Origin of the sequence: Delftia sp. WSY_10 (genome assembly GCF_043104705.1) — a bacterium.
In the GTDB taxonomy this organism is placed as follows: domain Bacteria; phylum Pseudomonadota; class Gammaproteobacteria; order Burkholderiales; family Burkholderiaceae_C; genus Comamonas; species Comamonas tsuruhatensis.
This window is the reverse complement of sequence record NZ_JBICKY010000004.1, coordinates 83,103-96,119: the sequence shown is the minus strand read 5'-3', so window position 1 is coordinate 96,119 and position 13,017 is coordinate 83,103. Positions and strand designations below refer to the sequence as shown.

At 67.4% G+C, this 13,017-nt stretch carries 13 protein-coding genes; 8 read left to right on the top strand and 5 right to left on the bottom strand.

Features of this window, described 5'->3' with window-relative positions; genetic code table 11:
* Window positions 1-25 precede the first annotated feature (25 nt).
* The gene (locus tag ACF8ML_RS00700) at window positions 26-823 is read right to left on the bottom strand and encodes an SDR family NAD(P)-dependent oxidoreductase (protein ID WP_016453773.1); all 798 of its coding nucleotides are present in this window, start codon (window positions 821-823) and stop codon (window positions 26-28) included.
* A gap of 118 nt (window positions 824-941) precedes the next feature.
* Between ACF8ML_RS00700 and ACF8ML_RS00695 the strand changes: the two genes are divergently transcribed.
* Entirely contained in the window at window positions 942-1,841 is a 900-nt protein-coding gene (locus ACF8ML_RS00695; protein WP_016450162.1) for a LysR family transcriptional regulator, read from the top strand.
* Window positions 1,842-1,870: 29 nt separating this feature from the next.
* Here the strand turns inward: ACF8ML_RS00695 and ACF8ML_RS00690 are convergent, their stop codons facing one another.
* The 3 genes from ACF8ML_RS00690 to ACF8ML_RS00680 all read right to left on the bottom strand — a co-directional run bounded on the left by ACF8ML_RS00690 (window position 1,871) and on the right by ACF8ML_RS00680 (window position 4,683).
* Window positions 1,871-2,863 (bottom strand): tripartite tricarboxylate transporter substrate binding protein, encoded by a 993-nt coding sequence (locus ACF8ML_RS00690; protein ID WP_126312501.1) that lies wholly within the window; start codon window positions 2,861-2,863, stop codon window positions 1,871-1,873.
* Window positions 2,864-2,936: 73 nt separating this feature from the next.
* A complete protein-coding gene (locus ACF8ML_RS00685) occupies window positions 2,937-3,779 on the bottom strand; it encodes an alpha/beta fold hydrolase (RefSeq protein WP_392405879.1) in 843 nt (280 codons plus the stop codon).
* 115 nt (window positions 3,780-3,894) lie between these two features.
* Window positions 3,895-4,683: an IclR family transcriptional regulator gene (locus ACF8ML_RS00680; protein WP_016453776.1), complete on the bottom strand. Its 789-nt coding sequence runs from the start codon at window positions 4,681-4,683 to the stop codon at window positions 3,895-3,897.
* A 274-nt stretch (window positions 4,684-4,957) separates the two neighbouring features.
* On the opposite strand from ACF8ML_RS00680, the gene ACF8ML_RS00675 reads away from it, so the two are divergent.
* The 4 genes from ACF8ML_RS00675 to ACF8ML_RS00660 all read left to right on the top strand — a co-directional run bounded on the left by ACF8ML_RS00675 (window position 4,958) and on the right by ACF8ML_RS00660 (window position 10,277).
* Window positions 4,958-5,935, top strand: a complete 978-nt coding sequence (locus ACF8ML_RS00675) for a tripartite tricarboxylate transporter substrate binding protein (RefSeq protein ID WP_016453777.1) — start codon at window positions 4,958-4,960, stop codon at window positions 5,933-5,935.
* Window positions 5,936-5,968: 33 nt separating this feature from the next.
* On the top strand, window positions 5,969-6,760 hold the full coding sequence (locus ACF8ML_RS00670) for an enoyl-CoA hydratase/isomerase family protein (RefSeq protein WP_017406507.1): 792 nt from the start codon (window positions 5,969-5,971) through the stop codon (window positions 6,758-6,760).
* A 4-nt stretch (window positions 6,761-6,764) separates the two neighbouring features.
* Complete coding sequence (locus ACF8ML_RS00665; RefSeq protein WP_392405876.1) at window positions 6,765-8,867, top strand: acetate--CoA ligase family protein; 2,103 nt, start codon at window positions 6,765-6,767, stop codon at window positions 8,865-8,867.
* 72 nt (window positions 8,868-8,939) lie between these two features.
* On the top strand, window positions 8,940-10,277 hold the full coding sequence (locus tag ACF8ML_RS00660) for an MmgE/PrpD family protein (protein WP_392405874.1): 1,338 nt from the start codon (window positions 8,940-8,942) through the stop codon (window positions 10,275-10,277).
* A gap of 15 nt (window positions 10,278-10,292) precedes the next feature.
* Here the strand turns inward: ACF8ML_RS00660 and ACF8ML_RS00655 are convergent, their stop codons facing one another.
* Window positions 10,293-10,865, bottom strand: coding sequence for a MarR family transcriptional regulator (locus tag ACF8ML_RS00655; RefSeq protein WP_313284142.1), 573 nt, complete (start codon window positions 10,863-10,865; stop codon window positions 10,293-10,295).
* 152 nt (window positions 10,866-11,017) lie between these two features.
* On the opposite strand from ACF8ML_RS00655, the gene ACF8ML_RS00650 reads away from it, so the two are divergent.
* The 3 genes from ACF8ML_RS00650 to hpaH are packed head-to-tail and all read left to right on the top strand — an operon-like array spanning window position 11,018 to window position 13,016.
* On the top strand, window positions 11,018-11,476 hold the full coding sequence (locus ACF8ML_RS00650; RefSeq protein WP_017404212.1) for a VOC family protein: 459 nt from the start codon (window positions 11,018-11,020) through the stop codon (window positions 11,474-11,476).
* Window positions 11,477-11,515: 39 nt separating this feature from the next.
* Entirely contained in the window at window positions 11,516-12,202 is a 687-nt protein-coding gene (locus ACF8ML_RS00645; protein ID WP_392405871.1) for a flavin reductase family protein, read from the top strand.
* A gap of 10 nt (window positions 12,203-12,212) precedes the next feature.
* Entirely contained in the window at window positions 12,213-13,016 is an 804-nt protein-coding gene (gene hpaH / locus ACF8ML_RS00640) for a 2-oxo-hept-4-ene-1,7-dioate hydratase (RefSeq protein WP_026062081.1), read from the top strand.
* Window position 13,017 lies beyond the last annotated feature (1 nt).

Sequence of the window (13,017 nt, the reverse complement as noted above, 5' to 3'; positions counted from 1 at the left end):
GCGCCATGTCAGTCGCAGTGCAATTTCAGTCGCAGCGGGCGGTCATGCCGCCGTCCACGACAAGCTCGGTTCCCGTCACGAAGCGGGCCTCGTCGCTGGCCAGGTACAGGGCGGCACTGGCGGTATCGCGGCCATCGCCCATGAAGCCCAGCGGGATGCGCCTGACCCGCGAGGCCAGCAGCGTCTCCACATCGCCGCCTGTGCGCTGCCTGGCCAGCCGCGCTTCCACCATGGGGGTGTGCAGCTGGCCCGGCACCACCGTGTTCACGCGAATGCCGTCAGGCGCATGCTGCACGGCCACCACGCGGGACAGGTGGATCACGCCGGCCTTGCTGGCCGCATAGGCGACCTGCGCGCTGCCGGTCCAGCGCAGGCCCGAGGTGGACGCCACGTTGACGATGGCGCCGCTGCCGCGTTCGACCATGTGCGGGAGCACATGCTTGCAGGTCAGAAAGACGCTCTTGAGGTTGATGTCGATCTGGCTGTCCCAGTCCTGCTCGCTCAGCTGAATGGGGCCGCCGGCTGCGGAGCCGCCCACGTTGTTGATCAGGATGTCCGGGACGCCCCAGGCCTGCAGGCAGGCCTGGACCATGGCCTTGACGCTGGACGAGTCGGTGACATCGCAGATGCAGGTCGTGATGGACGCTGCCGCCTCGCCGGCCAGGGACAGCGTTTCGTCAAGCCGCGCCTGGTCACGGTCCACCGCCAGCACCTTCGCGCCTTCCTCCGCCAGGCGCACGGCCATGGCCCTGCCGTTGCCCCAGCCTGCTGCCACGCATCCGGCCCCCGTAACGATGGCTATCTTGGACTTGAACCTGCTCATTGGCTTTCCTCATGTGACACGGTGGAGCCGCTGTGGCAAGCGGCGATGCAGGCCAGTTTGCGATCGATGCCGGCAAAGTTAAACTGGATGGCGCCTATACCAGCTATGTTGAATACCTATGGATCTGCGCCAACTGGAGTACTTCGTCGCCGTGGTGGAGCACGGCAGCATCAGCCGCGCGGCCGTGGCGCTGAATTTGGCGCAGCCGAGCGTGAGCCGCCAGATCGCACTGCTGGAAGAGGAGCTGGGGCAGCGGCTGCTGGACAGGACAGGGCGCGGCGTGGCAGCAACCGCGGCCGGGGAGACACTGCTGTCGCATGCACGCACGATGCTCAACTCGGCCAGCCAGGCGCTGTCCGATCTCAAGGAAATGCATGCCGAGCCCGTCGGCAGCGTGGTCGTGGGCCTGCCCCACCGGGTGGCGGCAAGCCTGGCCGTGCCGCTGATACGGGAGTTCCGGCGCCGGCTGCCGCATGCACTGCTTTCGGTGGTGGAGGGGCTGAGCCTGTCCTTGCGTGAGGGAATGATTGCGGGCCGCATCGACCTGGGTCTGATGTTCGACCCTGCTCCGACGCCCCTGCTGTCCTACGAACCCCTGATGCGCGAGTCCATGCTGCTGGTGGCTCCCAAGGGCTACCGGTTGCCGTCGCGCATCGGCCTTTCGGCCCTGGCGGACTTTCCGCTGGTGCTGCCGGGCACCCATAACCCGATACGCAGCCTCGTGGACGCCGTCCTGCTGCCGCGCAAGATCCGGCTGAACGTGGTGGCCGAGGTGGGGGCCGTGCACACGGCGCTGTCCGTGGTGGAGGAGGGACTGGCTTGCTCCATTCTTCCGGACAGTGCGTTGAATCTGGCCGGTGCCCGCACTGGCATACAGTCTGCGCCCATCGGCCCGCCGGCCATACGCAACCAGCTCGTGCTGGCCATGCCCAGGGCGCGTCCCGCGAACCGGCTGATCGCGGAAACCGCCAAGTTGCTGCGCGAGCTTGACTTTCGCAAGGGCGCCCGCGCCGTGTAGGGCATGCCTCCCGGATCGGAAGCGGCAGGTCAGTCGATGCGGATGCCCGCTTCCCTGACGGCCTTGCCGATCTTGTTCAGGTCGTCAGCGATCAATTTCCGGAACTGCGCAGGACTGGACTTCGCGGGGACAAAGGACAGTTCGGCGAACCTGGATTTCAGCGACGGCGCCTCCACGGCCTTTGAAATTTCGGTGTTCAACCTGTGGGTGATGTCTGCGGGCAGGCCGGCCGGGCCCCAGATTCCGTACCAGGACAGGAGCTCGAACCCGGCAATGGTGCCCTCCGCCAGCGTCGGCACATCGGGCAGCGACGGGACGCGGGTCTTGCTGGTGACAGCAAGGGGCCGCAGACGGCCGGCCTGCACGAAGGGCATGACACCCGGCATGGGCGAGATGGCCGCGGAGACATGGCCGCCGATCACGTCCGTCAATTGGGGAACGGCACCCTTGTAGGCGACGATGTCCATCTGCAGGCCAAGGGCCCGGTTCAGCATCTCTTCGCTCAGGTGGCTGGTGGTACCCAGGCCGGAAGTTGCCCAGGTGTACTTGCCTGGATGGGCCCTGGCCAGTTGCACGAACTCTGCCACGGTCCTGACGGGCAACTCGTTGGTGACCGCCACGATCAGCGGCACGTACCCGATTTGCCCCACGGGCGTGAAGTCACGTTCGGCGTCATAGGTTTTCTTGGAACTGACCAGCGGCAGGTAGGCGTGGCTGGAGGCATTGAAGATGAGCGTGTATCCGTCAGGCTTGGCCTTCTTGACCTGCAGGGTTCCCAACAGGCCGGAAGCCCCCGGAACGTTCTCGATCACGATGGCCTGGCCCAGCTGCCTTTGCAGTTGGTCGGCCACCAGGCGGCCCACGGTGTCGATCGAGCCACCCGGCGTGTACGGAATCACCATGCGGATCGGCTTGCCCGGATAGTCTTGCGCGCACACCAGGGTGCAGGTGGCCCAGGCCGCACAGGTCATGGCGAACTTCCAGGCTTTCCTGATGGCGGCTGCGGGCGTGTGGATGGTCATCGTTGTCTCCTGAGCACTGTTTCTGTCCGGCGCATCCCCGAAGGGGCCGGGTGTCTTGCGGGCAAGGGCTGGCCTAGGCGGCGTACACGCGGCGCGTGAATGCCGCAATGGCGTCTGCCATGGCAAGGGGCTGCTCGGGCGCCAGGGCGTGGCCCGCGTCGGCAATCACCTGTTCCGTCACCCGCTCGCCCAGGCAGGACTTCATCACATGGGGGATCACGACCGCGTCATGCTCGGCCCGAAGGTCCAGTATGGGAACGGTCGTTCCTGCGCTGAAGTAGTCATCGATGGGCGTGACGCGCCGTGCATGGCCTTGCGCTTCATGGGTCTGGGCGTTCCACCCGTCCAGCCAGGCGCTGGGGTCATGTCCCGGGGCAAAGAAGGCGCGGCGCAGGCAGTCCAGGCGCTGCTCCCTGGACAGCCGTGCATCGCCGGCGCCGTCGATTGCGTCCCGCAGGCGGCCATACGGCATTTCGTCCGATCCCGGCGGCAGCTTGCCTGCCGAGGCGGCGGCCATGACGACGCCGCGCACCAGGTCCGGCCTGTCGGCCGCCAGCATGCGCGCCGGCTGGCTGCCCCAGGCATGACCCACGACCACGACAGGGCCGGTGGCTTCGTGGTCGATGACGGCCGCGACGTCGGCTGCGAAGTCATGCAGCGTCAGCCCCTGCATGGGGCCACGGCTTTGGCCTATGCCCCGAGGCTCGGGGCGCAGTACCCGCAGCCCTTGCGCCTGCAGATGGCGGGCAACGACGTCGTAGTCCCGGCCGGAACGGGCCAGCGATGGCAGCATGCAGACGACCGGCCCTGCGCCCTGGTCCGCATACTCGATTTGAATCTCGTCCTTCGCAGCCTGCGGGCGGTAGCGCACGAGCCGGCGAGTGACGCCGGTTGTCTCCAGATGGGTGTTTGTCATGCCGCCAGTCTGGGTTTCGGGCGCCATTGCGATAAGGCAATGCAGCCTATATCAGCTATGTTTTTTCCCTATGCAAAGCGGGCCGCCCGCAGGTGCGCGGAACGGCGGCCAAACCTCACCGTTTCTCCAGCAGGCTCTGAATCTGGCGGCCCAGCTGCAGCAACGCCGGGTGCAGCTCCTGCACGATGGCTGGCACAGGCTCCGTCGTGGACACGCTGCAGTTCAGGACATAGATGGCATCGGGTGTCACCAGCGGCGTGGCCAGTGCAACCACTTCCGGCTGCCACGATGCAGCGCAGAAGCCTTGGCTTTTCACGGACCTGATGGCCGCCTGGATCTGTTTTTCCAGGTCGCGCCATTGGGCGCCTCTCTTGAGCCTGAAGCTGTCGAACAGTGCCTTGCGCCTGGCAGGCGGCGCCACGGCAAGGTAGGCACGGCCCAGCGACGTCAGCTCCATGGGCACACGCTGACCCGACACCACATGCCTGAGCACAATCCGGCGGTTGTAGCGGATCGATTCCAGATAGACCATCTCGTCCCTGTCGGGACAGGCCAGGCCCACGTTGATCCTGCGTGTCTCTGCGAGGGTGCGCATCAGGGGGGCCGCCATCGACAGCACCGTCGATCCGGTACGCATGGCGTGCGCCAGGCTCAGGACAGCGGGAGCCAGGCGAAAGGCGCGGCTTTGGTGATCGGCCTGCAGCATGCCGCAGCCCACCAGGGTCTGCGTCAGCCGGCTCACGGTGGCCTTGGACAGTCCGGTGCGTTCCACCAGGTCGCCGTTGCCCAGCAGTTCCGACCCGGGCCTGAACGCACGGAGTATTTCGATGCCTCTTTCCAGGGAGCGGTTGCTCGGGGACTGACCGGGCTTGTCATGGAGTATGGGGGATCGCCTGTGGGTCATGTTGCTGCCGCCTGCGGGAGGACCGGTTCATCCTCGGTTGAAAGCCTGGTTCTTGCTGCACAGGCGCAGGCGCCTGATGGCGTGGAGTATTCCACCGAAAGGATGGCAGATGAAAACGCAAGTCCTGGCGCGCTCGCTGTGCGGTTTCACTGGTTGGAACATGGGGGATCACAACTGCGGTGCGTTTCCCTAAGCTTTCACCAATCCGTCGCCAGCGTCATCGCAACGCTTGCGCATGGAACGGACCTCTGCCCATAGAACCAGGAGACACACCATGCTTCGTTTCGCCGCCCGCCGTTGCGCCAGGGCCATTGCGCTCATTGCCGTGCTCGCGACTGCCTGCAACGCAGTCTTTGCAGCCTTCCCCGAGAAGCCCGTGCGCCTCGTCGTGCCCTTCGCGCCCGGTGGCGGAACCGACCTGATCGCACGCACGCTGGGGGCCGAGATGGCCAAGGACCTGGGCCAGCCCGTCATCGTGGACAACAAGCCCGGTGCCGGCACGATCATCGGCACCGACAACGTTGCCAAGAGCGCGCCGGACGGCTACTCCGTGGTCGTGGCTTCCTTCGCGCACGCCGTCAATCCGGCGCTGCAGGCCAAGCTGCCGTACGGGAGCAACAAGGCCTTCGCGCCGGTGATCCTGATCGGCCGCGGCCCCAACGTGCTGGTGGTGCCCGCCGCCAGCCCGTACAAGACGGTGGCGGACGTGATGGCCGCCGCCAAGGCCAGTCCCGACAAGCTGACCTATGCCTCGCAGGGCGCAGGAACGTCGGCGCATCTGGCGGGTGAGCTGTTTGCCAACCTGGCCAAGGTCAGGATCACCCATGTGCCCTACCGTGGCGCAGGCCCGGCACTCACCGATCTGATGGGTGGCCAGGTGGACATGATGTTTGCCACCGCGGCGGCGGTATCCACCTTCATCGACAACGGCAAGCTGCGCGTGCTGGGTGTGACCACGGCCGAGCCGTCTGCGGCCTTCAAGGATGCGCCGCCCATCGCCGTCACCGTCCCGGGCTACCGCGTCGAGAGCTGGTACGGCCTGTACGTGCCGGCCGCCACGCCCGCTGCCGTGATCGAGCGCCTGAACACTGCGGCCCGCAAGGCGGCCCGTTCGCCGGACTTTGTTCGCAAGCTGGAACACGAAGGCCTGGTGGTCAATGCCGGGCCGGCGGCGGAACTGGACACCTATGTGCAGGCCGAGGAAAAGCGCTGGGCCCAGATCGTCAGGCAAAACAACATCCATCCCGATTGATCGCATTGCCCGCGATCGCCTTGAGAGCACGCCATGAACTACGAACTGATCCAACTGAATGTCGCCGATGCGGTGGCGACCGTGACCCTGAACCGCCCCGACAAGCGCAACGCCATGAGCGATGACATGCGCACCGAGTTCATCGATGCCCTGGAGCGCGTGGCGGCGGACAAGGCCATCAAGGCCCTGGTGCTGACAGGCGCGGGCAAGGGCTTTTGCGCCGGCGGGGACATTGCCGGAATGCAAAGGCGCATGAACGCGCCTGCGGGCGAGGTGGGCTTCAACGGCTGGCAGCGCCAGCAGCGCGTGCACCACGTCCAGGCCCTGTTGCACACCATGCCCAAGCCCGTGATCGCCGCCGTCAACGGCGCAGCGTCGGGCCTGGGCGCGGACACGGCGCTGGCCTGTGATTTCGTCATTGCCAGCGAGTGGGCCAGCTTCGCCTGGAGCTATGTGCTGCGCGGCATCATCCCCGACGGCGGCGGCATGTACTTCCTGCCGCGCCGCGTGGGCCTGGCCAAGGCCAAGGAGCTGATCTTCACCGGCCGCCAGGTCAAGCTGCCGGAAGCCCTGGCCCTGGGCATCGTGGACCGCCAGGCCAGCGCCGAGACCTTGGTGGCAGACGCCCAGGCCTGGGCGCGCGAGCTGTCCTCGGCTTCTTCCACCGCGCTGGCATTGACCAAGACCATCCTGAACCAGAGCTTCGAGCTGTCTTCGCACGATGTCTTCGCCCAGGGCAGCCAGGCCCAGGGCATCTGCTACACCAGCAGTGAACACCGCGCATCGGTGGAGGCCTTCCTGGCCAAGACGGCCGCCAAGGAGTGATGCCATGAGCCAAGCCATTGCCAAGCTGCTGTCGCCGCGCAGTGTCGCCGTCATAGGCGCCTCTGCCGACCTGAAAAAGACCACGGGCCGCCCGGTGGCCTACCTGCAAAAGCACGGGTTTGCCGGCCGCATTCTTCCCGTCAATCCGCGCGTGGAGCGCATCGGCGATCTGGCCTGCTATCCCGATGTGGCCTCGTTGCCTGAAGTGCCCGATGTGGCCGTCGTGCTGCTGGGCGCCGAGCGTGCGCACCAGGCCGTCAGGGAACTGTCGGCGCTGGGCTGCGCGGCAGCCATCGTGCTGGCCAGCGGCTATACGGAAACGGGCGAGGACGGGGCGCACCGCCAGCGGCAGCTGATCGAGGCGGCCGGCAGCATGCGCCTGCTGGGGCCCAACACCATCGGCCTGGTCAACCTGACCGACCGGATCGTGCTGTCGCCCTCGGGCGCGCTGGAGATGGACGAGTTCCCCGTCGGAGGCATCGGCGTCGTCTCGCAAAGCGGCGGCATCCTGGGCTCGCTGCTGTCGCGCGCGGCCGCGCGTGGCATCGGGCTGTCCAAGCTCATTTCCACCAGCAATGAAGTGGATCTGGAACTGGCCGACTTCATCGATCACCTGGCCGATGACCCGGCCACCAAGGTGATCGCGCTGTATGTGGAAACGGTGCGCCATCCCGCCAGGTTCCGTGCCGCCTGCCTGAAGGCCGCGCGTGCCGGCAAGCCCGTGGTGGCCTTCAAGATCGGCCGCTCCGAGGCCGGCGCCAAGGCCGCCGTATCGCACACGGGCGCCATGGCCGGAGCCGATCGCATGTACGACGCGCTGTTCCGCCAGGTCGGCGTGATCCGTGCGCACAGCTTTGCCGACCTGCTGGACGTGCCCGCTGCGCTGGCCACGGGCCGCAGGCTGCGCGGCAGGCGTATCGCCATCCTGACTTCCACCGGCGGTGCGGGCACCCTGGTGTCGGACGATCTGGGCGTAGCCGGATTCGACACGCCTGCGCCGGACGAGGCGACGGCCGATGCACTGCGCGCGCTGCAGACCGGCAGCGAGGCCGTGCTGGACCGCAACCCCATCGACGTGACCCTGGCGGGCCTGCGTCCCGACCTGCTGCGCGGCGCCATCAATGCCCTGCTGGCAAGCCCCAGCTACGACGCGCTGGTCATCATCGTCGGCTCCTCCAGCCTGGCCATGCCCGAGCTGCTGGCCGGTGCCATCCAGGACTGCCTGCCCCACTCCGACAAGCCGGTGCTGGCCTATGTCAGCCCGCATGCGCCGGAAATCGGCGCGCTGCTCACGCAACGCGGCGTGCCGGCCTTCGCTGCGGCGGAAAGCTGCACGGCCGCGCTGGCGGGCATGCTGCGAGTCAACGGCTTCCAGGGTGCGCCTTCCGAGCTGGTCGTCGGCAAGCACACCCTGCAGGAACTGGACCTGCCCGTCGGCTGCCTCGATGAAGCGCAGGCCAAGTCCGTTTTCCGCCGCTTCGGCGTGCCGTGCGCGGCCGAGCGCGTGGTGCATACCGCCGAAGAGGCCGAAGCCGCCGCGCGCGAACTGGGCGGCCGGGTGGTGCTCAAGATCCTTTCGTCCCGGATCACGCACAAGAGCGATGTCGGCGGTGTCGCCGTCGGCCTGACGGCGCAGACCATCGGTGCGCGGCTGGCAGCGATGGTGGCCGACGTGCAGGCCAGGGCGGGTGTGCGCCCGGACCGGTTCCTGGTGCAGCAGATGGTGACCGGCGGCACCGAGCTGATCCTGGGCCTGCACAAGGATGCGCTGGGCACCGCCGTGATGCTGGGCATGGGGGGCGTTGCGGCCGAATTGTTCCAGGACACCACGCTGCGCCTGCTGCCAGACGATGGGACACAGTTGGGTGTGCTGAGCCGCTCAGAAGCGCTGGACATGGCCAGGGAGCTCAAGACCTGGCCGCTGCTGGACGGCTTTCGCGGCCGCCCCCAGGCGGATGTCGATGCCCTGGCCGATGCCATCGTCGCGTTCTCTGCGATGGCCGCCCAACTGGGCGACCGCGTGATCGAGGCGGAGATCAACCCGGTCTTCGTGCTGCTGCAGGGCCAGGGCGTGTGCGCTGCGGATGGTGTGCTGGTTCTGGCCTGAGGGGCCGGCCACTGCACATTTGTGCCAAAAAAGTGAGACTGCCCCGGCCAGTGTTCATCCAGGAGACCACGCATGCATGCGACCGAAGTGTTCGGACAATTTGCCTCTCGATACCAACGCACCGAGCTTCCCGACACCGTCATCCACCACGCCAAGCGGGCCGTGGTCGACTGGTATGCCTCCCTGTTCCCGGGCCTGGGCTGCGCGCCTCTTGCACAGTTGGAACAGGTGCTTGCCGAGGATCTGGACCGCGGGTCCTGCCGGCTTGGAAACGGCCGCATGGCCACGGCGCGGGCGGCGGCACTTTTCAACGGCTCGGCGGCCCATGCCGCCGAGGTGGACGACAGCTTCCGCGATGCCATGTACCACCCCGGTGCCGCAACCATTGCAGCGGCGTTGGCGGCAAGCCAGCAGGCAGGGGCCAGTGGCCTGGAATTCCTGCGTGCCGTGGTGCTGGGCTATGAGGTCTCCACCCGCATCGGCGTGACCCTGGGCCGGGCCCACTACCGCTTCTGGCACAACACCGGCACCGTGGGCGTCTTCGGGGCTGCGGCGGCCGCAGGGTATGCGCTGCGGCTGGATGCAGGGCCATTCGCCCATGCACTGGCCACGGCGGCCACCTTCTCTGCGGGTCTGCAGCAGGCATTCCGCATGGATTCGATGTCCAAGCCCCTGCATGCCGGGCGCGCAGCGGAGGCCGGCCTGCTGGCTGCGCAACTCGCGCACAGGGGGGTGACGGGATCGCTGGATGTGCTGGAGGGGGAGTCGGGTCTGGGCCGCGCTGTCAGCGACGGACCGGACTGGTCAGGCATCGGGGACACGCTGGGCAGGGACTTCCATATCACCCGGCTCACCTTCAAGAACCATGTCGGCTGCGGCCATACCTTTGCGGCCATCGACGCCGCGCTGGCTCTGCGCAGCCAGCATGCCCTGCGGGCGGACGACATCTGCAGCGTGGCCGTGGCCACCTATGGCCCGGCCCTGGATATCGCCTGCTACACCGATCCCGTGACCGAAAACGAAGCGCGCTTCAGTCTCCGGTTCGTTGTGGCGACGGCCTTGGTCCATGGCAGCGTGCGAATGTCCGCGTACACCCCCGAGCGCCTGGCCGATCCCGCCGTGCGCGCGATGCTCGAGCGCGTCCAGGTCTCGGTGGACCCGCAAATCGATAGGGCCTTCCCGGGAAAGAGATCGGCGCGCCTGGAAATCGTTGCCAGGGATGGACGCCGCCATGTCTGGTTGCAGCCCGATCGCAAGGGCGATCCCGAACTGCCGTTGTCGGATGGGGAGCTGGAGGACAAGTTCATGGAGCTTGCCGCTCCCGTCGCCGGCGCGGGACGTGCCCGGCAGCTGCTGTCAAACATCTGGGGCCTTGAGCGGGCGAGCTGCCTGCGGGGTCTTGCGGTCTGACAAGGCGGCAGGCGTTCAGGCGCTGTGCTGGGCCTTCATCCTCGTCCAGGCCTTGAAGAGGATGGACTGCAGGCTGGCACGCTCGCCCTCGTCCAGGTAGTCGACCAGCGACTCGCACATGCGCCAGAAGGCCGGCAGCGCGCGGGCCAGCACCTCGCGGCCCTGGTCGGTGAGCGCCAGGTCGAAGCTGCGGCGGTCTTCCTGGCTGAGGCTGCGCGCCAGCAGCGAGCGCTTTTCCAGCCAGTCCAGCAGGCCCGTCACCGACGAGCGCGTCACGCCGACGTAGCTGGCGATATAGGAGGGCGTGACCACCGTGTCGCCCAGCAGCCCGCGCTCGGCCAGGCCGAAGATCATCAGCACGTCGAGCTTGCTCTCGGACAGGCCGAACGCCTGCAGCGATGCGTTGGCGCGCTGCTCCACATCGTCGGCCAGCCACAGCAGCAGCAGGCCCAGGCCGGCGGCCGGCGTGTCGGTGCCGGGCTGCGCGGTCTCGGCCATCAGGGCCAGGTGCGGGCGCAGCGCTTCGGGGGCGTTGGCGAGGGGGGTGGAATCGGGGGCCGGTGCGGCAGCGGTCTTGCGCGGACTCATGGGAGTGGATGGAAGCGGGTGAAACCGGGTTGAAGCCGGGTTGAAGGCGGAAGAAGAAAGGGCGGTTGATTTTACGGCTTTCATATATTACGCTTTGTGTATAGTACGTTAAGCGTATTATTTGGCGGCACACAAATCTGCAAGGACATCCCATGCCCATCAAAGTTCTGGAACTCCACCATGTCGGATTCGGCGTCAACCACGCCCAGGCCGACGCCATGCTCGACTTCTACCGCGAAGTGCTGAACCTGCCCCAGGACGCCGCGCGCTGGAAGATCCCCGGCATCTACGGCTCCTGGATCAACCTGCCCAACGGCAGCCAGTTGCACATCCTCGGCAGCGAGGGGCCGTCGCGCTATGCGCAGGGCCCGGGCAAGGACCCCGTGTCCAACCACATCGCGCTGGCCGTGGACGACATCCTCGGCGCCGAGCAGGAGCTGCTGGCGCGCGGCGTCGATTACTTCACGCTGGACAACGTGGCATCGCCCAGCCTCAAGCAGCTGTTCCTGCGCGACCCGGCCGGCAACCTGGTGGAACTGCACCAGTCCAATGCGCGCGCCCCAGGCATCGCCCAGGCCGAGCAGGACGCGGCGCGCGCCGGCAACGAGTGACGCGACGCCCTCCCTTTTTCCCTTCCCCTCCGGATTCCCATGTACTTTGAAATGCAATCGCTCAACAGCGAGCAGCGCAGCAACATCCTGCATTCCCTGGTTCTGCCCCGTCCTATCGCCTGGATCAGCTCGGTGGACGGGGACGGCACGGTCAACGTCGCGCCGTTTTCCTTCTTCAACGCCATGTCGGGCGATCCGCCGCTGCTGTGCGTGTGCATCGGCTCGCGCCAGGGCGTGCTCAAGGACACGGCGCGCAACATCGCGGCCACGGGCGAGTTCGTGGTGAACCTGGTGTCCGAGCCGCTGGCGCGCCGCATGGCGGTGACGGCCATAGAGTTCGGCGCGCAGGTGGACGAGTCGGCCCAGGCCGGCCTGGTCCTGGGCGATGCACGGCGGGTGAAGGCGCAGCGCATCGTGGACAGCCCTGCGTCCTTCGAGTGCCGCGTGCGCCAGATCATCGATATCGACGGCGTGCGCAGCCTGGTGCTGGCCGACGTGCTGGCCGCCCATGTCATGGACGCGGCCGTGGTCGATGGCGAGCTCATGTACTTCGACCCCGCGCCCATGGAGCTGATCGCGCGGCTGCAGAACCCCGGCTGGTATGGCCGCGTGGGCGATGCCTTCCAGATGCCCACGCCTTCGGTGGCGCATTGGGATGCCATGCAGCGCCAGGGCGTGTCCGACGGCTACCTGGCCTGGGCCGACGATGGCGCCGCCGCGCGCTGAAGGGCCGTCCATGCTTGCGCAACACACCATAGACAGCCTGGCGGCCGAGCTGCACGCCAGCGAAAAAAGCCGCGTGCAGGTCCGGCACTTTTCCCGCCGCCATCCGGACATGACGGTGCAGGACGGCTACGCCATCTCGCGCGCCTGGATGCGGCTCAAGCGCGCCGAGGGCCGCACGGTCAGGGGCCACAAGATCGGCCTGACCTCGCGTGCCATGCAGCAGGCCGTGCAGATCACCGAGCCCGACTACGGCACCCTGCTGGACGACATGTTCTTCGAGCCCGGCGGCGACATTCCCTTTGCGCGCTTCATCGCTCCGCGCGTGGAGGTGGAGCTGGCCTTCGTGCTGGGCCGCACGCTCAAGGGGCCGGGCGTCACCCTGTGCGATGTGCTGGCCGCCACCGACTGGGTGGTGCCCGCCGTGGAAATCATCGACGCCCGCATCGAGCAAAAGGACCGCGATACCCAGGCCATGCGCACGGTGCGCGACACCATCGCCGACAACGCGGCCAATGCCGGCATCGTCATGGGCGGGCGGCCCGTGCGCCCCGACGCGGTGGACCTGCGCTGGGTGTCGGCGCTGCTGCAGCGCAACGGCGTGATCGAGGAGTCCGGCGTGGCGGCCGCCGTGCTCAACCATCCGGCCACGGGCGTGGCCTGGCTGGCCAACCGGCTCGCGCAATGGGATGAGCAGCTGGACGCAGGCCAGGTGGTGCTGGCCGGCTCGTTCACGCGGCCCGTCACGGCCCAGGCCGGTGACAGCTTCCATGTGGACTACGGGCCGCTGGGCTCCATTGCCTGGCGCTTTGCCTGAG

Excerpts from the sequence above, each read along its gene's own strand:
- ACF8ML_RS00700 (WP_016453773.1), bottom strand. The coding sequence starts at position 823 with ATGAGCAGGTTCAAGTCCAAGATAGCCATCGTTACGGGGGCCGGATGC.
- ACF8ML_RS00695 (WP_016450162.1), top strand. The coding sequence starts at position 942 with ATGGATCTGCGCCAACTGGAGTACTTCGTCGCCGTGGTGGAGCACGGC.
- ACF8ML_RS00690 (WP_126312501.1), bottom strand. The coding sequence starts at position 2,863 with ATGACCATCCACACGCCCGCAGCCGCCATCAGGAAAGCCTGGAAGTTC.
- ACF8ML_RS00685 (WP_392405879.1), bottom strand. The coding sequence starts at position 3,779 with ATGACAAACACCCATCTGGAGACAACCGGCGTCACTCGCCGGCTCGTG.
- ACF8ML_RS00680 (WP_016453776.1), bottom strand. The coding sequence starts at position 4,683 with ATGACCCACAGGCGATCCCCCATACTCCATGACAAGCCCGGTCAGTCC.
- ACF8ML_RS00675 (WP_016453777.1), top strand. The coding sequence starts at position 4,958 with ATGCTTCGTTTCGCCGCCCGCCGTTGCGCCAGGGCCATTGCGCTCATT.
- ACF8ML_RS00670 (WP_017406507.1), top strand. The coding sequence starts at position 5,969 with ATGAACTACGAACTGATCCAACTGAATGTCGCCGATGCGGTGGCGACC.
- ACF8ML_RS00665 (WP_392405876.1), top strand. The coding sequence starts at position 6,765 with ATGAGCCAAGCCATTGCCAAGCTGCTGTCGCCGCGCAGTGTCGCCGTC.
- ACF8ML_RS00660 (WP_392405874.1), top strand. The coding sequence starts at position 8,940 with ATGCATGCGACCGAAGTGTTCGGACAATTTGCCTCTCGATACCAACGC.
- ACF8ML_RS00655 (WP_313284142.1), bottom strand. The coding sequence starts at position 10,865 with ATGAGTCCGCGCAAGACCGCTGCCGCACCGGCCCCCGATTCCACCCCC.
- ACF8ML_RS00650 (WP_017404212.1), top strand. The coding sequence starts at position 11,018 with ATGCCCATCAAAGTTCTGGAACTCCACCATGTCGGATTCGGCGTCAAC.
- ACF8ML_RS00645 (WP_392405871.1), top strand. The coding sequence starts at position 11,516 with ATGTACTTTGAAATGCAATCGCTCAACAGCGAGCAGCGCAGCAACATC.
- hpaH (WP_026062081.1), top strand. The coding sequence starts at position 12,213 with ATGCTTGCGCAACACACCATAGACAGCCTGGCGGCCGAGCTGCACGCC.